At 68.9% G+C, this 22679-nt stretch carries 14 protein-coding genes; 4 read left to right on the forward strand and 10 right to left on the reverse strand.

Going from position 1 to position 22679, the window contains the following annotated elements; genetic code table 11:
* Window positions 1-10 precede the first annotated feature (10 nt).
* The 6 genes from TSO5_RS11800 to bcsA are packed head-to-tail and all read right to left on the reverse strand — an operon-like array spanning window position 11 to window position 10028.
* Window positions 11-1681, reverse strand: a complete 1671-nt coding sequence (locus TSO5_RS11800) for a tetratricopeptide repeat protein (protein WP_109151772.1) — start codon at window positions 1679-1681, stop codon at window positions 11-13.
* Window positions 1682-1732: 51 nt separating this feature from the next.
* Window positions 1733-2443: a cellulose biosynthesis protein BcsN gene (bcsN, locus tag TSO5_RS11805; RefSeq protein WP_247870712.1), complete on the reverse strand. Its 711-nt coding sequence runs from the start codon at window positions 2441-2443 to the stop codon at window positions 1733-1735.
* Between the two features lie 25 nt (window positions 2444-2468).
* On the reverse strand, window positions 2469-4268 hold the full coding sequence (locus tag TSO5_RS11810) for a hypothetical protein (RefSeq protein ID WP_109151774.1): 1800 nt from the start codon (window positions 4266-4268) through the stop codon (window positions 2469-2471).
* Entirely contained in the window at window positions 4265-5311 is a 1047-nt protein-coding gene (locus tag TSO5_RS11815) for a glycosyl hydrolase family 8 (protein ID WP_109151775.1), read from the reverse strand. Before TSO5_RS11815 ends, TSO5_RS11810 begins: the two co-directional genes overlap by 4 nt.
* Window positions 5308-7857 (reverse strand): cellulose biosynthesis cyclic di-GMP-binding regulatory protein BcsB, encoded by a 2550-nt coding sequence (locus TSO5_RS11820; protein ID WP_247870713.1) that lies wholly within the window; start codon window positions 7855-7857, stop codon window positions 5308-5310. The genes TSO5_RS11815 and TSO5_RS11820 overlap by 4 nt, the downstream gene beginning before the upstream one ends.
* A gap of 14 nt (window positions 7858-7871) precedes the next feature.
* On the reverse strand, window positions 7872-10028 hold the full coding sequence (gene bcsA, locus TSO5_RS11825) for a UDP-forming cellulose synthase catalytic subunit (protein ID WP_247870714.1): 2157 nt from the start codon (window positions 10026-10028) through the stop codon (window positions 7872-7874).
* A gap of 414 nt (window positions 10029-10442) precedes the next feature.
* On the opposite strand from bcsA, the gene TSO5_RS11830 reads away from it, so the two are divergent.
* From TSO5_RS11830 to TSO5_RS11840, 3 genes are read left to right on the forward strand one after another with little or no spacing between them, the layout of a single operon-like run.
* Window positions 10443-11393, forward strand: coding sequence for an AEC family transporter (locus TSO5_RS11830; RefSeq protein ID WP_247870715.1), 951 nt, complete (start codon window positions 10443-10445; stop codon window positions 11391-11393).
* A 15-nt stretch (window positions 11394-11408) separates the two neighbouring features.
* Entirely contained in the window at window positions 11409-11885 is a 477-nt protein-coding gene (locus tag TSO5_RS11835) for an OsmC family protein (protein WP_109151777.1), read from the forward strand.
* Window positions 11882-12568 carry a nitroreductase gene (locus tag TSO5_RS11840; RefSeq protein WP_109151778.1) on the forward strand — a complete coding sequence of 229 codons (687 nt, stop codon included), beginning with the start codon at window positions 11882-11884 and terminating at the stop codon, window positions 12566-12568. The genes TSO5_RS11835 and TSO5_RS11840 overlap by 4 nt, the downstream gene beginning before the upstream one ends.
* 12 nt (window positions 12569-12580) lie before the next feature.
* Here the strand turns inward: TSO5_RS11840 and TSO5_RS11845 are convergent, their stop codons facing one another.
* The 4 genes from TSO5_RS11845 to TSO5_RS11860 all read right to left on the reverse strand — a co-directional run bounded on the left by TSO5_RS11845 (window position 12581) and on the right by TSO5_RS11860 (window position 20039).
* Window positions 12581-12979: a response regulator gene (locus TSO5_RS11845; protein WP_109151779.1), complete on the reverse strand. Its 399-nt coding sequence runs from the start codon at window positions 12977-12979 to the stop codon at window positions 12581-12583.
* Window positions 12980-13016: 37 nt separating this feature from the next.
* Window positions 13017-14357, reverse strand: a complete 1341-nt coding sequence (locus TSO5_RS11850; RefSeq protein ID WP_109151780.1) for a CHASE3 domain-containing protein — start codon at window positions 14355-14357, stop codon at window positions 13017-13019.
* 148 nt (window positions 14358-14505) lie between these two features.
* Window positions 14506-17103 (reverse strand): PAS domain S-box protein, encoded by a 2598-nt coding sequence (locus TSO5_RS11855; protein ID WP_109151781.1) that lies wholly within the window; start codon window positions 17101-17103, stop codon window positions 14506-14508.
* Window positions 17100-20039, reverse strand: a complete 2940-nt coding sequence (locus TSO5_RS11860; RefSeq protein WP_109151782.1) for a chemotaxis protein CheB — start codon at window positions 20037-20039, stop codon at window positions 17100-17102. The genes TSO5_RS11855 and TSO5_RS11860 overlap by 4 nt, the downstream gene beginning before the upstream one ends.
* 427 nt (window positions 20040-20466) lie before the next feature.
* On the opposite strand from TSO5_RS11860, the gene TSO5_RS11865 reads away from it, so the two are divergent.
* Window positions 20467-22512, forward strand: coding sequence for an NAD(+) synthase (locus tag TSO5_RS11865; protein ID WP_109151783.1), 2046 nt, complete (start codon window positions 20467-20469; stop codon window positions 22510-22512).
* The last annotated feature ends 167 nt before the right edge of the window (window positions 22513-22679 follow it).

Below are 22679 nucleotides of genomic sequence, written 5' to 3' on the forward strand. Positions count from 1 at the left end.
TGGGGCGGCCTCACTTCGCCAGGAAGTGAAGGTAGGGGAAGGCTTCGAAGTCGAAACGAATCAGGGCCGGCGCCCCGCTGCTGCGGACCAGATGGTCGTATGTGGAGTAGGGCGCCGCCTGATCCAGCCCCCAGAAAGCCCGGCCCTCGTCGAAATGTCGGCCGATATAGGCGACGACGAGGTCGAGGTATCGCTGGGCGGCCGGCGTTCGGTTGAAGGCGAGGAAGCCGACGAGGAAATCGCGGGTCGGCCCACGGCCCCGCCGGTCCTGCATCACCGCCACGTCCCAATCCTGCCAATCGGCCATCGCAAGCCCCGGATCGGCGAGCAGCAGCGCATCGACATCGACCTGGATCACCGGCCCCGACCCCTGCCGCAGAAGCTGCTGCGTCACCGCGAAACGGGCGGAGGCGAAATAGGTCAGCCGCACCGGGTCAGGCAATGCTGCGAGGTCGATGGTCTCGAAGGAGACCGACAGCGGGGCATCGCCCGCCAACCGCATCAGCTCCGCCGCGGTCTCGTCCGACGGGTTGACGACATGGACATGCAGGGCGCAGGACGGCGCCTTCTCCAGCCGGGTGGCGAGAAATCCGGCGCCGAAACGGCGCCAATAGGTCTCGTCGCAGCCCACCAACAGGATCGGCCGACCATCGGCATGCGGCGGGACCGACATGCGGCGGACGGCGCGGCTGAAGCATGCCGGCGGCTCGGCGGCCAGACCGTCGAAGAAGGCCGGTTCGCCGCGCACCATCGACCACAGCAGCATCTCGAAATCGGTGGCGATGTCCTGCGGCGTCCAATGGCGAGCGTGTTTGCGGAAATAACGGCTGGCGAGGTCGAGCCGTCCCCGGCGATACAGCCAATAGCAGACCACCGACAGGGCGACGCTGTCGCGCGGCTCCGCCATCAGCCGCCGGCGCGCCGCGGCGGCGATCCGTTCCAGCGCCGCATCGTCCATCACCCCGGTCTGGATCGCCACCACCGCTGTGCCGAACAGGTTCTTCACGGCATCGGCATGGCCGTCCGCCGCGGCATCGGCGAAGGCGGCGACCGCCTCCCCCAGGGCGATCCGGTCGACCGTCTTTCCGGCGGTGGCGAGCACCGCCGCCATCAGCCGGCTCGCCGCCAGCCGGCACAGGCCCAGCCGGTACCGGCAGTCGGCCCTGCCGGGATGGAGGGCGTCCAGTCTCCGGTAACACTCCTCCGCCTCGTCCGTCCGCTCCTGGGCATAGAGGTAGTCGCCAAGCCGCAGCAGATAGGTGTCGGACCCGGGCGCCAGCCGCAAGGCCCGGCGCAGCGCTCCGGCGGCAGCGGTGCCATCGCCCAGATCCGTCAGGGCGCCCGCCAGATTGCCAAAGGGCTTGACCCACCCCGGATCGATGGCGGTCGCCACCCGGTGATGAGCGGCGGCCCGCTCCGCCTGACCCGCCGCCCGAAATGCCGATCCGAGATTGTCGTGATAGGCGGCACAGAGGGGATCCCGCCGGATCGCCTCGCCGATCAGACGCACGGCTTCGGCGGACTGGCCGGACTGGTGGTGCAGCACGCCCAGCAGGTGCCACGCATCGGCGACCTCGGGGGCCGCCTGGATGATCTTCCGGTAGATGTCCGCCGCCTCGGCCAGGCGATCGCCCTGGTGCAGCCCGACGGCCATGCGCAGCGCTTCGGATACGGTGGTCATGGCGGGCGGGCTTCCGATGTGGGATCTTTCGTCGGAGAGGGGATCTTTAGGCTACATCCCGCCCAGATCCTGCGCCTCCAGCACCGTTTCCGGCAAGGTCAGCGACAGCCCGTCGAAGGGGACCAGCAAGGTGCGGACGTTGGAGCCGACGCCGCAGGCCCGGTATTCCAGACGCACCGCCTCGATCCTTTCCGGCAGCATCCGCTTGTGGTCGGTAATCAGCTGCCACGCCAGGACGCAGCTGTTCTCCCCGTCCTGGGCGGTGACATAATCGTAGTCGCCGTAGCGGTTGCGGCGGGCGGCGTCGGCGACTTTGACGGTCATCTCCGGAAATTCGCGCTTGGTCGTCGCCAGCAGCGTTTCCATGGTGTAGAGCGGCACCGGGAAGACGCGCGGCGGCTGGACCAGGGCGCCGAACAGGCTGTCGGGCAGGGTCTGCACGTCAACGGTCAGGCGGTTCTCGCCCGGCAGGACCGTCGGGTTACCCAGCACGACGACGTAGGATTTGTAGACGGCGCCGGTGTCGCGCATCCGGGCGGCGACGATGGGGAAGTCGCGGCTGTCCGGCATGGTCACCGGCAGCGCAGTCGGCTGCACGCGCCGCCACGGGGTGGGCGCCTGGGTCAGGTTGTCGCGGACCCAGCCGGCGCAGCCGGAGGTCAGCAGCGTCGCTGCCGCCAAAGCAGCCAACAGCGCTGCGCGCCTGCGGCCGGTCCGCGCCATACCGGGCATCGAAGTCTCGGAAATTGGACTCTCGGGCATCGGGGCTCCCTTACCAGTCATGCCCTTACCAGTCATGGTAAATGGTCTTCCAGGTGATGCTGACGCCTTCGCGCGATTCCTCGGTGCTCAGCCGGTCGTCGACGGACTTGAACTGGGCATAGGCCTCGTCGAAGCGCATCAGGTTGTAGAGCGCCCAGCCGCGCAGGATCCCGAGGTTCCGCGGCTCCGGCGTCAGTTCCTTGCGGGCGTCGAGCAGGCGCAGCACGTCGTTGTAGCGCTTGTCCTCCAGCGCCCGGTTCGCCTCCGTCGCCATCAGCGACGCGCGGATTTCCGCCTTCTGCGCCGGGGTCATGTTGGCGCGCGGCAAGTCGCGGGTCAGGCCGACCGTGTCGCCGGTGGCCAGCCGCGCCACCGCCTGACCATAGGCGTTCTCCTGCGCCAGCGTCGCCTTCTGCGGCAGGCCGGATGCCGCCGGTGTACGCGTCGTCCCGGTGGATGCGCCGCCCTTCGCCGGTTCGCGCGCGGCCATCGCCTGCGCCTCGGCGAAGGCGGCCTCGGCTTCCGACGGGCGCTTCATCTCCAGCAGGCACCAGCCGCGCTGTTGCAGGAGAGCGGCGGTCGGGCCGCTTTTGGCGATGCTGTTGCGGATGATGCTGAGGCATTCGGCGAAGTCCTGGCGGGCCAGCGCCCGGTCAAGCTCGCTCGGCCCCTGCGGACCGCTGCGCCCGCCGCCGGCCCCACGGGGCGGGTCCACCGCCTTCAGCGCCTGATCGATCCGGCTCGACTTGCCCTTCCACGGCGCGGCTGCGGCACGGGCCTGAGCCTTCTCACCCAAGCCGTTGTAGGCCAGGACCAGCCCTTCCGCCGCCTTGTCGGACGGCGCCCAGCCGTTGGCCTGCGAGAACCAGCTCTGCGCCTCGGCGAAGTTCTTCTGCTTCTGGAAATACCAGCCGAGCGCAATGGCGCCGTCGGTATCCTGCTTGTCGCGGACGATGCCCTGGATGCGCGACAGGTCGGCGGCAGACAAGGCGCCGGGCTTGGCATTGCCGAGACGCTCCAGCAGCCGGCCGGTCTCCAGTTCCGCTTCCGCGGTGCGGACGGTGGAGTAATCCTCCCCCTTCGCCGGATTGGCGGTGGCGCCCAGCGCGGTCAGTTCGCGCAGCTGGTCCGGGCTGAGATAGCGGGACGCCTTGAAGATGGTGTCGCGCCGTTCCTTCGCCTTGGGGCAGGTGCTGACGATGGTCCGGTAGGTGTCGAAGGCGCGGTCGGCCTGCTTCAGCTCGGCATAGGCCTCGGCCAGCCGCCAAGCATTGTCCAGCCGGTTGCAGGCCACCGCCTCCGGATGGGCGGCGGCGGCATCGACCACCTCCTGCCAGCGCTTGGTATCGCTGGCCGAGCGGATGCGGCCGGCGCTTTCGGCGGTGTCGAGTTCCTGCAGAAGCTTGTCCGACGGCTGCCAGGACGGCGACTTGCGCCGCTGTTCGGCGATGGCCGCCCGCGCCTCCGCCACCTTGCCGCCGGACATCAGGTTCCAGAACGGCGTCTCGTCTACACCGGGGGTGGTCGGCTGCGGCGCGAACAGGTCCTTCGGCGGCTCCCAGCCCGGGTCGAGCGCGCGCAGCCGGGCGATTTCCGCCTCCAGCCGCTCGCCGTCGCCGATGCGGGCGTAATAGCGCAACGCCGTCTCGTCCACCTTGCCGGCGGCGGGGGCGGAGCCGCTGCCGGGAGCCGGCGCCACCTCCACCTTCACGCCGGGGGCCAGCGCGCGGGCGCCGCCGTTCGACTGCGCCCATGCACCGGTTCCGGCAGCGGTGGCGGCGATGCCGGCGAGAAGAAGGGCCGAAAGAAGGACAGGACGGGTCACGGATCGATCCCCAGGCTTTGCGCCGCCAGCGCGGACAGATGGGCCAAGGTGGTGGAGTAATAGTCTTCGTCGGGCGCCAGCGGCGGCACCGTCACTGCGTCGCCCGCGCCCGCAAGACGGCAGGCCAAGCGGTAGACCGCCAGCATGCCGACCGATGCCGCCACCTGCGTGGTGGTGCCGCCCGGCAGCGAGACGGTGGCGGGAACCGCTGTGCCGCCGAACTTCGCGACCAAGGCGGCGAAGGGCCGGAAATAATAGGGATCGCGGTAGCCGTCCCACGCCAGATACAGCGGCACCCGCACGGCGTCGTAGCCGTACTGTTTCTTGAAGCCGTCGGCGATGCCCACCGTCCCGGCGGCATCCAGCGTCATCCAGTCCGGCGGCAGCTGGAACCCGCCGAAGCGCGCCTTCGACAGCAGCACCAGCCCGGCATCCGACAGCTTACCCCAGCGTTCTCCGTCGGGCAGGGCGGCGAAGGCGCGGATGGCCGGAAAGATCCAGTAGCTGGGGTTGAGGACCAGCGTCTCGCCCTTGCGGAAACCGTCGCGTCCCGGCAGCAGCACGGTCAGCCCGGCCTGCTCCACCAGCAGGCCGGAGGCCAGCGCCTTGACGATGGCGGTGGCGGCGGTGCGGTAGGCCTCGGCCTGCCAGACCTCGGCGGCGCGCAGCAGCGCCCAGGCGATCAGCATGTCGCCGTCCGACGCGTTGTTGCGGTCGGCAACCCCGCCGTCGGGCGTCCAGCGCCAGGCGGCCAGCCCGTCGCCGCGCACCATCAGCACGCGCTGGGTCCAGCCCCACAGCCGGTCGAAGGCGGCGCGGTCGCCCGCCGCCACCGCCAGCAGCATGCCGTAGCCCTGCCCTTCGGAATGGCTGATGCCCTTGTTGCCGGTGTCGACGATCCGCCCTTCCGGCAGCAGAAAGCGCTCGGCATAGCGGCGCCACGCCGCCACGTCGAAGGGCGCCGCGCGCAGGTTTCCCGGCAAGGCCGCCGCCAGCCCGAGGGCGGCCGATCCGATCAGCACGTCACGCCGCGATGCCGTCATGATCCGCTCACTTCCTCCCCACTGCCGTCTCCCCCGCTGCGTTCACGATGCCCACCCTTCAGCAGCAGGCGCATGCTGACCGTCAGCACCACCGCCGTGCCCAGCAGCAGGGCGAACAGGACCTCGATCCGCTGCGACAGGTTGCGGGCCAGAATCAGGATCAGGTTGCCGATGTCAAAGGGATTGAGAATGATCTGGTAGGGGCGCGACGCCTCCACCGTGGTAACCGCCGGCGCCGCGCTGCTCCACAGCGCCCCGCCGCCGCGCAGCTTGTCCCACTGCTTCTCCCCTTGGCCCGCCTCGCCCAGGCTGCGCATGGCGCGGTCGATGGCGCGCGGGTCCGAAGCGGTCAGCAGGGTCCAGGTCAGCGGATCGTTGCCGGGAGCCCGGTATTGCAGCAGGGCCGCCTCCGGCAGCGTCTCGGCGGTCTCGGTCAGCGCCACGACGTCGACCGGGGCATCCTCCACCGTCCAGTGGTTGATGTAGCGCGCGGCGGCGGCCACCACCCGCCGCGCCCAATCGGGCAGCCAGCCATGTCCGGCGGCCGGTTCCCTGGCGTCGCCGGCCATCCGCTGCCAGCGGTTCGCCGTTCCGCCGTCGGCCGCCATCGCCGACCCCATCAGGCCGATCTGCCCCGACGTCTGCGCCGTCGCCCCCGGCCGTGCCGCACCGGCGCGGGCGGCGTTGCCGGACCAGCCCAGCCGCAGCCGGTCGGCCAGGGCGCGGCGGTCGGCCGCCGCCATCGGCTCGCCCCGCGCCTTGGCCTGGGCGATCAGCGCTCCTGCCTCCAGCAGTCCGGCCAGACGGTCGGCGGGAAGCGGCGCGGTGGCGAAGACCGCCTGCGGCAGCGCCGCGACCGGGCCGACGATCAGCGCGTTGTCGTTCGGCGCGCCGTCCCAGCCGGTGTAGGGCACCACCGCCATCAGGTCGCCGGCCCGCTGCGCCAGCTTGGCGGTCAGGCTCCAGGCGGCACCGGACCAGGCGGGATCGCGCCCGACCACCACGAGATCGAAGGGCGGCGCCGGCTCGCCCCCGGCAGTGCCGCCATAGGGGAAGGCGGTGTTGGCGAAACCGCGCAGGTTGGGCAAGGTGACCAGACGGGCGAAGCCGGGGATTTCGATGCTGGAGCTGTCCAGCAGGGTGAAGGTCGGGCGCCGCACCGCAAAGACGCAGTCGGTGCCGCCGGCTGGCGGCAGTTCCGCCTCCACCTCGATCAGGTTGGGGCCGGGGCGGAACAGCGCCATCGCCAGCGGCATCTCGCCATTCTCGATGACGCCGCTGGACCGTTTGTCGACCTCCATGGCGCCGGCCGACTTGCCGTTCACTCGGACGTTCAGCACCGCGCCGGGGCCGAGATTGCCTTCGAAGGCGCCATTGACGTGGAACAGGATGGAACGGTCGCTGACCGGGGCGAAGCCGGCGGGCAGCGTCAGGTCGAAATGGCCGGTGTAGCGGTATCCGCTGTGCTGAACCGTCTGGAAGCCCAACTCCGACAGGCGATAGCGCCCCTCCGCCTGCACCGGTGGGGGCGGCGGAGCGGCGGGCGCGGTCGGGTCGGCGACGATCATCGCGGTTTGGGTCGGCAGCGGCCGGGTGACGTCGGACAGCCGCATCACCGCCTGATCGACCTCCTGCTGCGTGCGGCCGGTGGCGACGGTGACGAAGCCGCCGCCGGTCCCGTCGGCTGCGGCCGGCAGGGGATAAACCGCCAGGAATGGGCCGGTGATGGCGGCGGCGCGCGCCTCCCCCAGGATCGGGGCGATGCGGTCGCGGGTGCCGATCAGGATGTTCTTGCCGCCGGGCAGCGGCAGGCTTTCCAGCGTCTGCACCGCACCACCGGCGGGCTTGGCCGGCACCGGCACCGCCACCACGCGCGGGGTCCGGTCACCCAGCAGCAGGCCATAGGACTGCGCCACCATCGCGCCCCAGCCGAGATGGTCGGCGTCGATCTCGCTGCCGGGATAGAGGATCGCCAGCGGTTCGCGCGCCCGGTCGGCGGAGGCCAGCAGCTGGCGCATCATCGCGAGGTCCGGTTCCGGCACGCCGCCGTCCGACAGCAGGGTCAGCGAGGACGCCGCCAGATTGACCCGCGCCCACAGGTCGTAGGTGCCGCGGACCGTGCAGATGGCGCGGTGCTGGGCGCTGGTCTGGAAGACAATCTGGTTCTCGCCGGGGCGGATCAGGCTGCCCGGCAGGGTGATGGAGGCGTTGACCGGTCCGCGGAAGGCGGAAAGCGGCAGGTCGGCCACCGCCGAGCCGTTGATGAAGACCGACATCGCCCCCTTCTCGGGCAGGATGTCGATGCCGTTCTCGTAGGTCAGCGCCAGCACGGCGGAGGTCAGCCCGACCACCGGCGGCAGGACGGCGCGCAGGACCACCGTCTCCGTTTCGCCGTTGAGGGTGACGTCCGGCTGGTCGTCGCGCAGGTTCGACAGCGGGATCACCCGCTTGTCGGCCGCCAGTGCCGGCGGCGCCCAGCCGATCCACAGGGACAGCAGAGCCAGCAGCATCCAGCCGGCCCGGCGGACGCCGGTATGATTGCGCATGCCCGCCATCGCCATTACGGAGCCTGGAAGGTCACGATGCGCCGCAGGGCGCCGGGCAGGGCCAGCAGCACATGCCCCAGCCGCGGCACCACCCGCGTGGCGAAGAACAGCAGCCCGCCGAAGAAGGTCGGCGCGGCCACCCGCTTGCGGTCCAGGAAGATGTCCCAGCCGACGCTGTTGCCGAAGACGAAGCGCGCCATCTCCACGATGTCCTGGCGGTCACGCGGGGCGAATCCGGCACCAACCGCCAGTTCGCCGCCGCGCATCTCGATCCGGAAGATGCGCACGCCGGTGGTGGTCGCCGCCTCCGTCTCCGTCGCGGCGATGGTCAGGACCGGCGTGCGGTCGGGCTGGGCCAGCAGATCGCGCCATTTCGGATCGACCAGCAGCCCGACGCCGCCGGCCGACACGTCGGCGACCGTCAGGTCGATGCTGGTGCCGTCCTCGAACTTCAGGGCCGCCGGGCGGTCGACGGTGAAACGCTCCTGCCGGCGGACGCGCTTGCGCTCGTAGACGACGGCGAGGCCGCCCAGCGCCAGCAGGAAGCTCAGCGAACACCACACCGCCACCGGGACGATGGCGGCGCGATGTTCCGGGAAGATCGAATAGCGCCAGGCGCAGGCGGCCAGCCCGGCGGCGAGCAGCAGCGTGGTGACGATGAAGGGCGTGGCCAGCGGCGAAAAGCCGTCCTCGTCCACCAATTGGCCCTTGGCGGTCACCTTGAACACCGGGTCGCGCGGCCGGATCATCGTCGCCAGCGCCGCGCGGGAGACGTGGAAGGACTGCAGATATTCGTACAGTTCCGAGAACAGCGGCCAGCGCATCCGCCCGTGCAGGAACTGCGACAGGAAGGCGGCGGCGAAGACATGCGGAATGACGAAGCAGGCGAAGTCCGGCAGGTTGATGCGATAGATCTCCAGCCCGAACAGGGCGTAGCACAGCGGCGACAGCAGGAAGATCGGCCGCCAGAACCAGAAGAACCAGTAAAGCATGGTGCTGGTGTAGCAGAGCCGCTGCGAGATGGTCAGGCCGCGCTTGAACAGCGGGTTCTTCAGCAGGAACAGCTGGATCATGCCCTGGGTCCAGCGCGAGCGCTGGGCGATGAAGCTGTCGAAGGTTTCCGGCTGCAGCCCGGCGATCAGCGGGCGCGGCAGATAGACGCTGCGCCAGCCGCGCGAATGCAGTTCCAGCGCGGTCTCGCAATCCTCCGTCACCGTGTCACCGCTGAAACCGCCGACCTCCTCCAGCGCCGCGCGGCGCAGGATGGCGGCGGACCCGCAGAAGAAGGAGCCGTTCCAGCGGTCGAGCCCCGGCTGGATCGAGTAATAGAACATCTCGTTCTCGCTCGGCATCCGCTCGAAGGTGCCGAGGTTGTATTCGACCGGGTCGGGATTGACGAAGAAATGCGGCGTCTGCACCAGGAACAGGCCCGAATCCTGCTGGAAGAAGCCGACCGTCGCCTTCAGGATGCCGACCGTCGGCACATGGTCGGCGTCCAGGATCAGCAACAGATCGCCCGACGTCTTGTGAAAGGCGTGGTTGATGTTGCCGGCCTTGGCATGCTCATTGCGCGGCCGGGTCATGTAGGTGACCTGCAGCCGTTCGCACAGCGCCTGCAGCGTCTGGCGCCGCTCCTTCGCCGCGGCGGCCTGCGCCGGGTTGCTGTGGGCCAGCTTCTGGTCGGTGCCGCCGTCGTCCAGCAGATAGACCTGCAGCTTGTCGCGCGGGTAGTCGATGCAGACCGCGGCGGCCAGCGTCGTCTCCAGCAGCTCCGGCTCCTCGTTGTAGGAGGGGATGTAGACGTCGACGCTGGGCCAGAGGGCGGGATCGCCCGTCGGTTCCGACGGTTCGCGGGCGACGGGGTCGATGATGACGAACAGCGAGGTCAGGAACAGCACGAAGGACAGCGCTTCGGCCGCGAACAGCGTCACGCCGGGGATGAAGTTCACCAGATCGTCCACCGGCGGCATCGTGCCGGTCAGCCGCCAGAAGAAATAGCGGAAGGTGACGAAGGCCAGCAGCAGCACGGTCAGCGTGCGGGCATGCCAGAAGCGCTGGGCGAAGCGCCCCAGCACGAAGGCCGCCGCAACCACGCCGGCGGAAATGGCGGCGCTGGCAAATCTTCCGACGGGCAGGGCCGCCAGCGCAAGGAACAAACCCGCCGACAGCAACAATAGAATCCAGAGCAGAACCGACCGCAGCGAGAACCGGCGACTCTTCAGGCTCGACTGTCGTTTGGCTTGCTGCGCCTTATTGTTCAGAGGGCGAACAACGGTCTTGGCGCCGGACGAAGTTGTCATGCGGATCCGCGGAATGGGGCCATTCCACCTTAGTGGGTGCCCACTTATCGCTCAAGCTTCGTTACAAATCGTTACTCACTCGAGATAAAGATTGCTCAAAAGTCATGCTTGCCGGGCCGCAGCCTTGGCGACGACCCTCCCGGCCCGGACGGACGCTGTCATTGCCCGCCCACAGTGTCACGACTCGGGCTGGACACCGGCCCCGCCGCGCAAACTGATCCTTTGCGCGGCTGCCTTGCGCGGCGGCTTGGGCTTGGGGGGATGACGCGGCGCGGGAATGCCGCCATGGTGGCTGACAATTCGTCCACCCACCGGTTGCAGCACGGGATCCCGACCGCCTCCATGCCCGCCTTCGCCCTTCTGTCCGACGCCTTCGCGGTGCTGGCCCCGGTCTTCCTTGTGGCGGCGCTGGGCTATGGCTGGACCCGCCGAAAGCTTCCCTACGACAGCGCCTTCATCACCACCTTCGCGATCAACGTGTCGTCGCCCTGCCTGGTCTTTTCCGCCCTGACCCGGCTGCACCTGTCGGCCGACGTGATGGGGGAGATGGCGCTGGCGGCGACGGCCTGCATGGCGTTGACCGCGCTGGCGTCGGTGCCTGTGCTGCTGGCGAGCGGGCTGTCGCTGCGGGTCTACATACCGGCGATGGCCTTTCCCAACGCCGGCAACCTTGGTCTGCCGGTCTGCCTGTTCGCCTTCGGCGAGAACGGCCTCAGCCTTGCCGTGCTGTTCTATGCGGTGATGGCGGTCGGCCAGTTCACGCTGGGGCCGGCGCTGGCCGCCGGGCGGTTCGACCTGGGGCAGATGGCGCGCACGCCGACGATCTACGCGGTGGCGCTGGCGGTGGCGATCCAACTGGCCGGGCTGCCGCTGCCGGTATGGATCGGCAACACCACCACGCTGCTGGGCAACTGCGCCGTGCCGCTGATGCTGTTCTCGCTGGGGGTGGCGCTGTCGAAGCTGCGGCTGTCGGGGGCGGTGCGGGCGCTGTCGATGTCGGCCTTCCGGCTGGCGGTGGGCTTCGCCATGGGGCTGTTGGTGGCCTGGGCGCTGGGGCTGACCGGGACGACGCGCGGCGTGGTGCTGGTGCAAAGCTCGATGCCGGTGGCGGTCTTCAACTATCTATGGGCGCTGCGCTACGGCAATTCGCCGGAGGATGTCGCCGGCATGGTGCTGGGCTCCACCGCCATGGCCTTCGTCGGGCTGCCGGCGCTTCTGATGATCGTGATGCAGTAGGAAGGGAGGGAGTTCATGGCGCACAGGCAACACCGCTATGCCGTCCGGCTGGGCTGGACCGGCAATCTCGGCACCGGCACCTCGGCCTACAAGGCGTACAGCCGCGACCACGAGCTGACCGCCGGGACCAAGCCGGCAATTCCTGCGACCTCCGATCCGGCCTTCCGCGGCGATCCGGCGCGCTGGAACCCGGAGGAGATGCTGGTCGGCGCCCTGTCCTCCTGCCACCAGCTCTGGTACCTGCATCTCTGCTCGGTCGCCGGGATCGTCGTCATAGCCTACAGCGACGATGCCGAGGGGGTGATGGAGGAGGAATCCTGCGGCGCCGGACAGTTCACCACCGTCGTGCTGCGGCCGCGGGTGACCCTGGCGCCGGGATCGGACGCCGACAAGGCGCTGGCCCTGCACCACGACGCCGCGCAGAAATGCTTCATCGCCCGCTCCGTCAACTTCCCGGTCCGGCACGAGCCGACGGTGGAGGTCGAGGGATGAGCGGCGCCCCTCCCCTCTCCGCACTCGATGCCGTCGCCGGCCGGCGCAGCATCCGCGCCTTCCTGCCCACGCCGGTGGAGCGGGAGACGGTGCTGCGCATCCTCGACCTCGCCGCCCGCGCGCCCAGTGGTTCCAACATCCAGCCCTGGAAGGTCCATGCCATCGCCGGGGAGGCACGCGCCGCCCTGTCGGCCGACCTGCTGGCCGCCCATGAGGCGGGGGAGCCGGAGGTGCCGGAATATCCCTATTACCCGGAAAATTGGCGGGAGCCCTATCTCGGCCGCCGCCGCGCGGTGGGTTGGGCGCTCTACGGTTCGATCGGCATCGGCAAGGGCGACCGCGAGCGGATGGCGCGCCAGCATGGCCGCAACTGGCTGTTCTTCGGGGCGCCGGTCGGGCTGTTTTTTTCGATCGACCGCGACATGGGCAAGGGTGCCTGGCTCGACCTCGGCATGTTCATGCAGAATGTCATGATCGTCGCCCGCGGCTTCGGGCTGGAGACCTGCCCGCAGGCGGCCTTCTGCTACCGCCACGCCATCACCGCGCGCCATCTTGGGCTGCCCGATACGGAAATCATCGCCAGCGGCATGGCGCTGGGCTTCGCCGACTGGTCGGCCCCGGAAAACAACTTCCCGACCGACCGCGAACCGGCCGAGGCGTTCACCCGCTTCACCGGCTTCTGAAAACGTCGCTTCTTAGAGGGTGACGAATCCGCTGGGCGCCGCCGGGGCCGGGGCGCAGGGCGACAGCAGCCGGGAGACGAAGGCGGCGGTCTGCACCAGGACGCGCGGCGAGAACGGCTTGGCGATATAGCCGAGCCCGATGCCGCCGGCCTGGGCCTTGCTGGGCGGGTTCCCGGTGGCGAAGACGCACGGAATCCCCAGCGCCTTCAGTTCGCGGGCGACGTCCAGCCCGTTCGATCCGTTGGCCAGCTTGATGTCGACGAAGGCCATGTCGGGCCTCTCCTTCCCGGCCAGGGTGAGGGCGGAGGGCAGATCCTCGGCGATCCCCGTCACCTCGTGGCCGGCGGACTGAAGCGTCAGCGCCACGCCCTCGGCAATCAGAAATTCATCTTCTATGATCAGTATCTTCATTGTTTTTCTTGTAATTTTTGTACGATGTCCGGAAACGTCACGCCTGGGTTGGCGCTCCCGGCTTCATGGGGAAAGTTAAAAGGAAGCGCGTGCCCGGAGTCAAACGTTCGATCTCCAGCCGCCCCCTTATCTGCCGCGTCAGATTGCGGACCGTGTTGAGCCCGAAGCCGCCGCCGCTGCTGCTGGCGACTCCCTCGGGCAGGCCGATGCCGTCGTCGGTGACGTCGATATGGACCTCGTCGCCGTCCACCTCCATGTCCAGCCTGACGGTGCCGGTCCGCCCATCGGGGAAGGCGTGCTTGTAGCTGTTGGTCAGCAACTCGTTGACGATCAGCGCCACCGGAACCGCAGTGTGGACCGGCGCCGGCAGCGGCGTGCCCACCGCCACGCTCATCGCCGGTTCGCTGCCGCCATCGGCGCCGCGATCGCTGTTGGACGGGACCGCGTTCTCGGCGATGCTGCGGATCAGGTCCGACAGTTCGACCGTGTCATACACCGCACCTTCGCCGTAGAGGCGGCGATGGACCTCGGCGATCGCCAGCACACGGCTGCTGCTGTCCAGCAATTCCTGCCGCACCTCCTGGCTGCGATGGCGGAGCGCCTGGGTCCGCAGCAGATTGGCGACGATCTGCAGCGAGTTCTTCACCCGGTGGTTCACCTCGTCCAGCAGGATGCGGTTCTCCTGCAGCGCCACGGCCAGCGCCTGCCCCTCCGCCCGTTCCGCCTGATAGTCCCGCTCCAGCCGCCGGACGGTCGTGTAGCCGAGCCAGCCCATGACCGTCACGAACAGCAGCCCATAGGCGATCATCAGCAGTTCGAGGATGGTGGCGTGGCGGCTGCGCCGGGCGAGCAGCATGTCCTCCTCCGCCCGCATGGTGGCGGTCAGGCGGCGAATCTCGGCCATCGTGCTGGCGCCCTTCCCCTCACGGATGGTCGCCAGTGCCTGCTCCAGCCCGCTTTCGGCGGCCTGCCGCAGCACCTCGCCGATCTGGTCCAGCCTTTGGGCGGTCAGGGCACGCAAGGCCTTCAATGTGTCCTGCTGAACCGGGTTGTCGGCGGTCAGCGACCCGACGCTGTCCAGCAATCGACGGCTGTGCTCCCTCGCCTCCTCGTAGGCGGCGAGATGACCGGGGTCCCGCAGCAGCAGGTATCCCCGCTCGCCGGATTCCGTGTCCGAGAGAGCGGATTGCAAAGCCTCGACGGCAGAGATCACCTCGCGGGTGTGGTCGACCCAGTCGATGGCGCGGCGATACTCGATGAACACGGTGACGAGCAGCAGGAAGCCGACGAACAGGCCGCCGAGCAGCAATGCCGATACTCTGGCGGCACGGGCGCGCATCATCCGGCGCGCAATGCTGGCATCCGTGTTGATGGACATAGCCCGTTCCCGCTTCACGCCGACGACCGCCCGATCCGTAGCCCGAGCAGTCTGTATCTTCTCGCATTGGCGGCATTGACGTGAGTCAAATGAAACGGCGCTGGAAAAAGGCTATGGGCACTACCCCCAATATGACAGGACTCCACCGTCACCGGCCCAGCGCCGAAGCCAACGTGTCCTGCAGGCGGCCGGGTTGGATCGGCTTGTGCAGCAGTGCGCACTGCGCGCCGGCCGCCTCGCGCAGACGGTCGGCCGAGGTGTCGCCGGTCAGCAGAACGCCGGGAACGTCGCGCGACAGGCGGCGGCGGACCATGTCCATCACCATCAGCCCCGTGGTTCCTTCGGGCAGGCGATAGTCGGCGAGGATCAGGTCCGGCGGTTCGCCGGCGTCGATCAGGCTGTTCAGAAGCTGTTCCGCCTCCGCCCCGCTGCCCGCCTCCACCACGCGATAGCTCCAATCCTCCAGCATCAGGACCAGGGCCATGCGGATGACGGCGTCGTCCTCCACCAGCATGACCAGCCGGTCCGTGCCGCCGCCGGAGCGGGTGCCGTCGGCGTTCCCGCCGGCATCGGCCCGATCCCGGCCATCCGCCTCGGTTTCCGTCAGCGGCAGGCTGACGGTGAAGCGGCTGCCGCGGCCGAGCGAGGAGGTCACGTCGATGACCCCGCCCAGCATGGTGACCAGCCGCCGGGCGATGCTCAGCCCCAGCCCCAGCCCTTCCCGCCGGTCGCGGGCGGCGTTGCCGACCTGGAAGAAGTCCTGGAAGATTCGGCCGATATGCTGGTCGGCGATGCCGATGCCGTTGTCCCAAACCTCGATCTGCAGGCGGTCACCGCGACGCCGGGCGCCGAGCAGCACCCGGCCGCCGGGGGCGTAGCGCAGCGCGTTGGTCAGCAGGTTGCGCAGCACCCGCTCCAGCAGTCCGGGATCGGTCCGCGTCGTCAGCGGCGGGGCCACCAGACGCAGCCTCTGCCCGCCCTTTTCGGCCGCGTGAGCGAATTCGCCATGCAGCCGGGCCAGCAGGGCGGCGATGTCGACGGATTCCGGATTGGGGGCCACCAGTCCGGCCTCCAGCTTGGAGATGTCGAGCATCCCGTCCAGCATGCCGCCCAGCCCGCCGAGCGAGGACTGGATCTGCTCCGCCATCCGCCGCGCTCCGGCGGGAAGGCTTTCCTTCAGCAGCAGGTCGGACAGCAGCAGCAAGGCCTGCACCGGCTGGCGCAGATCGTGGCTGGCCGCCGCCAGGAAGCGTTCGCGGGCGTCCAGCGCCACGTTCAGGTCACGCTCCAGCGCCTTCACCGCGGTGATGTCGGCGACGCTGGACACCACGGCCTCCACCCCGCCGGCCTGATCGGCGACGGGATGGCTCGACACCCGCAGCCAGCGGGTGGGCGCGGTCGCCTCCTCTCCCTCGACCAGACCGATGATGCGTTCGACCACCGGCTTGCCGTTGCGCACCGCCTCCGCCGCGGGGGGAAGCCCGTGCAGGCGGTTGCCGTTGGCGTCGATGAAGCGGCGGCCGGCGGTGGTCGGCGCCGGCTGCCCGTCCGCCGCGTCATAGGCGGATGCAGTGGGGTCGAGCAGCGCACGGGCCGGGCCGTCCAGCAGCCGCTCCGCCATGGCATTCGCCAGCAGGTTGCGGCCGTCGGCGGCGGTCATCGCCAGCGCGTCGTGCAGCGACTGCACCAGCACCCGATGCCGCCGTTCGCTGAGGTTCAGCGCCGCTTCCGCCGTCCGCCGCGCGGTGACGTCGCGGAAGGCGACGACGGCGCCCTGGATGCGCTCCTCCATCGGTGCGAGGCGCTTGCCCGACGCCAGCATCGGCGAGATGGAGATCTCCACCAGCAGCGTGCCGCCATCCTCGCGACGCAGCCTTTCACAGGCGACCCGGCGGGGCCGGCCATCGGTCAGCGACAGGGCCAGCGCGCGGGCCGCCCCGCCGGCCGGAACCGCGTCGCCCTCCCCGACCGGCAATCCCGCCTCGGTCTCCGGCGCCGGGCCGGCCAGCAGGTCCGACGGCGGCCGGCCGATCAGGTCGAGGTCGAGATGGCCGGTCATCGCCGTTGCCGCGGCGTTGACGAAGCGGATGCGGCCGTCGGCGTCCACCCCCAGGATGCCGTCGCCGACCGATTGCAGGATGTGGTGATAGTCGGCGCGCGCCCGCTCGGCGTCGTCGCGGGCCTGCTGCACTTCGCGCAGCCAGGCGTTGCGTTCGGTCAGGTCGGTGATGGTCAGCAGCACGTCGCCGCGGTCGCTGTCGTCCAGCGTCACCCGGCGGGCGTCGGTCAGCCCGTCGATGACCGTGCCCTGCGGCCCGAGGAAGCGGAACTCCTGCCGGATCCACTCGCCGCCGTCGCGCAGCCGGCCGAGGGCGGTGAACAGCCGGCCATGGTCGAGACTGTCGACCAGCAGCGTCAGCGGCCGACCCTTCAGCCGCAGCATCGGCAGGCCGAACTGGCGTTCGGCGGCGCTGTTGGCCTCGCCGACGATGCCGGCGGCGTTCACCGCCAGACAGGCCAGCGGCACCGACTGGAACAGCTGGAGATATTGCAGGCGCGACGCCTCCAGCGCCTGCTGGGCGCCGCGCAACTCCTCGTTCTGGATCTCCAGTTCGGCCTGATGGACGTACAGCTCGTGCAGCAGTTCCTTCATCGAGGTGGCGGTGACGTCCGCCGCCTCGAAATGCCCGCCGCTGAGGATGGTTTCGGCACGGCGCCGCAGGCGACCGGAGGAGTCCTCGCTCAATTCTCGCCTCCGCCGGCCTTACCGGCCCCGTCCAGTTGCAACTCCATCAGCCTGCGGTTGGTGATGTTGATGTGGCTGACGACGATGCCGCCGCCATGGTCGTTCAGGCGGGTGGCGTGCATCAGGAACCAGCGTTGCTCGTCAGGCGAATGGCAGGGATATTCGATGGTGAAGTGGTCGGCTTCGCCGTCCAGGATGCGGCGCAGACCGTCATGCACCGCGCGGCCGATGCCGTGCTTTTCCCGCTCCTCCGGAGTGAGGCAGACGTTGAGATAGTTGCTGCCGACGCCGCAACGCTCCATCGCCGGGGCGCCGTTGCGCTGCGCGAAGCCCTGCCAGGCGGCGTTCACCATGACGATCCTGCCGTCGCGGTCGGTGACGGCGATATGCTCCGGCAGGCTGTCCAGCACCTTCTGCAGCCGCTCTTCCGCCAGCTTGGTGTCGGTCACGTCGACGAAGGTCACCACCACGCCGCCGACCTGATTCTTGTCGGTCAGGTAGGGCAGGATGCGGGTCAGCACCCAGCGGCCGTCATGGACGCGGACATGGCGCTCCATCGCCTCGTGCCCGTCGAACACCTTGCGGATGTCGCCCAGGAAGTTCGGATAGTCGATGTTGGTCGACAGGTGCGCGATGGAGCGGCCGATGTCGCGCGGGATGATGTTGATGAAGCCGGCCGCCGCCGGGGTGAAGCGGCGGATGACGAAATCGCCGTCCAGGAACACCGTGCCGATCTCGGTCGAGCGCAGCAGATTGTCGAGGTCGTTGGTGATCTCCGTCAGTTCCTCCACCTTCGCCTGATATTCGGCGTTGACGGAGTAAAGCTCTTCGTTGACCGACTGCAGCTCCTCGTTGGTGCTCTGCAATTCCTCGTTGGAGGCCAGAAGTTCCTCGTTGGTGGCCTGCAGCTCCTCGTTGGCGGTTTCCAGCTCCTCGATGGTCGCCTGCAGGTTCTCGCCGCGCGACAGCAGCTCCTGCTCCAGCCCGCGGATGCGTTCGGCGGCGTCGGCATTCAGGTCGAAGTCGGAATCCGGAACCGACAGCGGCAGCATGTTGGCGCGGTCCAGCACCACCAGGGCGAAGCGGCGCCCGGTCTTGCGCGCGACATAGGGTTGGACGCGCAGGCTGATCGCCGCAACGCCTTCGCGGTCCTTCACCGGGATGTTGGACAGCGCGAACTCCTCGCCGGAGCGGAAGGCGCGGTTCAGCGCGGTGCCCGTCACCATGGCGACCGACGACGGCAGCATCTTCAGCACGTTCAGCGTCGCCTCGCCCGCCGGCACCTTCAGGAGGGACGACGCGTCGCCGAACACATGCATGATCGTCATCTGCTCGTTGACCAGCAGGCAGGGCGGCACATAGGCCTTCATCAGCGCGGCCATCGCCTCGTCGATGGCCGCGCCCTCCTCCATCGCATGGGATCCGCCGTCCTCGCCATGCCGCGCCAGCGGGGCCGAGACGGTGGGCACCAGCAGCCGCGACAGCCGGAACGACCCGGCGCGCAGGCTCTGGAACACCTTGTTGCGGCTGTCCACCGTGTGGAAATCGCCTTGCAGGTCGCCCAGCGTCTCGCTGGTGCCCAGGAACAGGAAGCCGCCCTGGCGCAGCGCGTACTGGAACAGGCTGAGCACCTTGCGCTGCAGCGGCTGGTCCATATAGATCAGCAGGTTGCGGCAGCTCAGCAAATCGATCTTGGTGAAGGGCGGGTCGCGCATGATGTTGTGGGCGGCGAACACCACCATGCGGCGGATGTCGCGCGCCACCACATAGCTCTCGCCCTGTGCGGTGAAGAAGCGGGCGAGCCGTTCCTGCGACACGTCTTCGGCGATGGCGCGCGGATATTCGCCCAGGCTCGCCACCTCGATGCTGTCCTGGTCGATGTCGGTGGCGAAGATCTTGACGTCGAAACTGCGACCCAACCGCTCCTGCGCCTCGGCGAACAGGATGGCGAGGGAGTAGGCTTCCTCCCCGCTGGCACAGCCGCAGACCCAGACGCGGATCATGTCGGTCGGGCTGCGGTTCGCCAGCAGACCGGGGATCACCCGGTCGGCCAGGACGCGGAAGGCCGCCTCGTCGCGGAAGAAGCGGGTGACGCCGATCAGCATCTCCTTGTAGAGATTGACCGCTTCGGCGCTGTTCCGCCGCAGCAGGGCGGCATATTCCTCCATCGACTCCAGCCCGGCGCCCTGCATCCGCCGTTCGATCCGCCGCAGCAGCGTCGCCAGCTTGTAATGCGAGAAATCGACCCCGGTGACGGAGCGGATGACCGCGATGATCTGGGCAAGCGGATCGTCGCCGTCCTCGCGCCGCTGCCGGGCGGGCATGGGACGGGCGCGGGTCAGTGCCTTGCGCGCATGCTCGATCAGCCGGGCCGGCAGGTCTTCCGGCGGCAGGGTGGCGTCGATCTGCCCGGTGGCGAGCGCGCTGCGCGGCATGCCGTCGAACTGCGCCGTCTCCGGCTGCTGGACCGCGGTGAAGCCGCCCGCCGACTTGATCGCCATCAGGCCGCGCGTGCCGTCCGACCCGGTGCCCGACAGGATCAGCCCGATGGCGAACGGCCCTTGGTCGCGGGCGAGCGCGGTCAGGAAGATGTCGATCGGCAGGCTCATGCCGCTGCCGGCATCCTTGGTGGTCAGCCGCAGGCGGCCGTCATCGATGGTCAAATGCTTGCCCGGCGGCAGCAGATAGACGGTGTTGCGCTGGACCGGCACGCCGTCGGTCGCCTGCACAACCTCCATCTCCGTGTGCTTGGCGAGCAGATCGACCATCAGGCTCTTGTGCACCGGCGACAGGTGCTGGACCACGACATAGGCGAGGTCGCTGTCGCCCGGCACCGCATCGAAGAAGCGCTGCAACGCCTCCAGCCCGCCGGCCGAGGCACCGATGCCGACGATGCAGCAGGCCTGCTCCGGCGGTGCGCCATTTTCCGCCGGCATGGTCGCAACCTCCGCATTCTCCTGCGGTGTTGCGGTGTTCACATCAGGTTGCGTGACCGGTGTTTCCGTTGACACGGCGATAAACAAGTCCTTCCGGGGTGGGCTGTCGGTTCTTGGCGCAGGCGAGCCTTTGGCTATATCCGCCGCACTTGGTTTGGTCAACTTGGCTGTCGTAGGTCTTCTCCTCCAACGTCATCATTTTAACTGGATTGCATCCTATGAGGTATCGATTTGACTTTGGTTTTATAACGAATGTATCGTGTCTGAAGTATCTTGTGCGGAAGGCCATGCCGGCGGAGTCCGATTGGACCGAAAGCCGCGCCCCATCGGGACGGGAGACCTGACGCGCGCGAAATTCCTGCTATGTTTGCTTCCCGGGCGCCACATCCGGGAGCGTCAGGGGCATGCAAGTCAGCAGGAACGGGTCATGAGCTTCACCTCGATCTATCGCCACGGATTCGCGCGGGTGGCCGCCTGTACCACGCGCTGCACCCCGGCCGATCCGGCGGCCAACGCCGCCGCCGTCCTGGAGGCCGCACGCGCCTGCCACGACAAGTCGGTGGCGGTGGCGCTGTTTCCCGAACTGGCGCTGTCCGGCTATGCCATCGACGATCTGCTGATGCAGGACCCGCTGATCGACGCGGTGGAGCAGGCGATCCTCGATCTGGTCCAGGCTTCGACCGGGCTGATGCCGCTGCTGCTGGTCGGCGCGCCACTGCTGTATGACGGGCGGCTCTACAACACGGCGGTGGCGATCCAGCGCGGCGAGCTGCTGGGCGTGGTGCCGAAGCAGCATCTGCCGAATTACCGGGAATTCTACGAGCGCCGCCAGTTCGCGTCCGGCGTCGGCACCGAGGGCGGGATGATCCGCATCGGCGACCTGACCGCCCCCTTCGGTCCCGACCTGCTGTTCTCCGCCGAGGACCAGCCCGGTCTGGTCGTCCATGCCGAGATTTGCGAGGATCTGTGGGTGCCGGCGCCGCCCAGCACCATGGCCGCCCTGGCCGGCGCCACCGTGCTGGCCAACCTGTCGGCCAGCAACATCACCATCGGCAAGTCCGACACCCGCCGCCTGCTGGCGAAGTCGCAGTCGGCGCGCTGTCTCGCCGCCTATCTCTATTCGTCGGCCGGGACCGGGGAATCGACCACCGACCTCGCCTGGGACGGCCAGACCTCGATCTTCGAGAATGGCGAGATGCTGGCGGAGACCGACCGTTTCCCAGACGGCGCGCAGATGGCGGTGGCCGACGTCGATCTCGACCTGCTGCGCCAGGAACGGCTGCGCCAGGGCACCTTCGACGACAACCGGCGGCTGTTCCTTGATGCCACCGGCGGCTTCCGCACCGTCGCCTTCCGGCTCGACGCGCCGGAGGTGGATGTCGGGCTGCTGCGCGTGGTGCCGCGCCTGCCCTTCGTTCCGGCCGCCGCCGAACGGCTGGAGCAGGACTGCTACGAGGCCTACAACATCCAGGTCGCAGGATTGGTGCAGCGGCTGCGCGCCACCGGCATCGGCACGGTGGTGATCGGCGTGTCAGGCGGGCTGGACAGCACCCACGCCCTGATCGTCGCCGCCCGCGCCATGGACCGGCTGGGCCTGCCGCGCTCGGGCATCCTCGCCTACACCATGCCCGGCTTCGGCACCAGCGAGGGCACCAAGTCCAACGCCTGGCGGCTGATGACGGCGCTGGGGGTGACGGCCAAGGAACTCGACATTCGGCCGGCCGCCAACCAGATGCTGAAGGACATGGAGCATCCCTTCGCCCGCGGCGAGGCGGTGTATGACGTGACCTTCGAGAATGTGCAGGCCGGCCTGCGCACCGATTACCTGTTCCGCCTCGCCAACCACAACAACGGCTTGGTGCTCGGCACCGGCGACCTGTCGGAGCTGGCGCTGGGCTGGTGCACCTATGGCGTCGGCGATCAGATGTCCCACTACAACGTCAATGCCGGCGTGCCGAAGACGCTGATTCAGCATTTGATCCGCTGGGTCAGTCGCACCGGCCAGTTCCAGCAGGAGGTGTCGGAGACGCTGGACGCCATCCTGAAGACGGAGATCTCGCCGGAACTGGTGCCGGCCGGGTCGGACAAGGCGCTGCAAAGCTCCGAATCCGTGGTCGGGCCGTATGATTTGCAGGATTTCAACCTGTTCTACGTGCTGCGCTACGGCTTCCGCCCATCGAAGATCGCCTTCCTGGCCCGCCATGCCTGGGGCGACGTCGCCAAGGGCGACTGGCCGGAGGGCTACCCGCTGGAGAAGCGCCGCGCCTACAGCCCGGCCGAGATTCGCGACTGGCTGCGCGTGTTCCTGCGCCGCTTCTTCGGCTTCAGCCAGTTCAAGCGCTCCGCCATGCCGAACGGCCCGAAGGTGACGGCCGGCGGCTCGCTGTCGCCGCGCGGCGACTGGCGCGCCCCGTCGGACGGCAACGCCCGCATCTGGCTGGAGGAGCTGGAACGCGAGATTCCGGCGGAGTGAGGGTGGTTCCCGCCCCCTCCTCTGCCGTCATTCCCGCGAAGGCGGGAATCTAGCCGTTTCAGCCGCTTCATGGCGGAGCTTCCTGGATCCCCGCCTTCACGGGGATGACGCAAAGTTCCTTTTATTCCAGAGGCTTAGCATCGCTCTGAGTTGTGTGCATCCCGTAG

This window comes from Azospirillum sp. TSO5 (genome assembly GCF_003116065.1).
Lineage (GTDB): Bacteria > Pseudomonadota > Alphaproteobacteria > Azospirillales > Azospirillaceae > Azospirillum.

Coding starts and splice junctions, on each gene's coding strand:
- TSO5_RS11800 (WP_109151772.1), bottom strand. CDS start 1,681: ATGACCACCGTATCCGAAGCGCTGCGCATGGCCGTCGGGCTGCACCAG.
- bcsN (WP_247870712.1), bottom strand. CDS start 2,443: ATGCCCGAGAGTCCAATTTCCGAGACTTCGATGCCCGGTATGGCGCGG.
- TSO5_RS11815 (WP_109151775.1), bottom strand. CDS start 5,311: ATGACGGCATCGCGGCGTGACGTGCTGATCGGATCGGCCGCCCTCGGG.
- TSO5_RS11820 (WP_247870713.1), bottom strand. CDS start 7,857: ATGCGCAATCATACCGGCGTCCGCCGGGCCGGCTGGATGCTGCTGGCT.
- TSO5_RS11830 (WP_247870715.1), top strand. CDS start 10,443: ATGGTGGCTGACAATTCGTCCACCCACCGGTTGCAGCACGGGATCCCG.
- TSO5_RS11835 (WP_109151777.1), top strand. CDS start 11,409: ATGGCGCACAGGCAACACCGCTATGCCGTCCGGCTGGGCTGGACCGGC.
- TSO5_RS11840 (WP_109151778.1), top strand. CDS start 11,882: ATGAGCGGCGCCCCTCCCCTCTCCGCACTCGATGCCGTCGCCGGCCGG.
- TSO5_RS11845 (WP_109151779.1), bottom strand. CDS start 12,979: ATGAAGATACTGATCATAGAAGATGAATTTCTGATTGCCGAGGGCGTG.
- TSO5_RS11850 (WP_109151780.1), bottom strand. CDS start 14,357: ATGTCCATCAACACGGATGCCAGCATTGCGCGCCGGATGATGCGCGCC.
- TSO5_RS11860 (WP_109151782.1), bottom strand. CDS start 20,039: ATGCCGGCGGAAAATGGCGCACCGCCGGAGCAGGCCTGCTGCATCGTC.
- TSO5_RS11865 (WP_109151783.1), top strand. CDS start 20,467: ATGAGCTTCACCTCGATCTATCGCCACGGATTCGCGCGGGTGGCCGCC.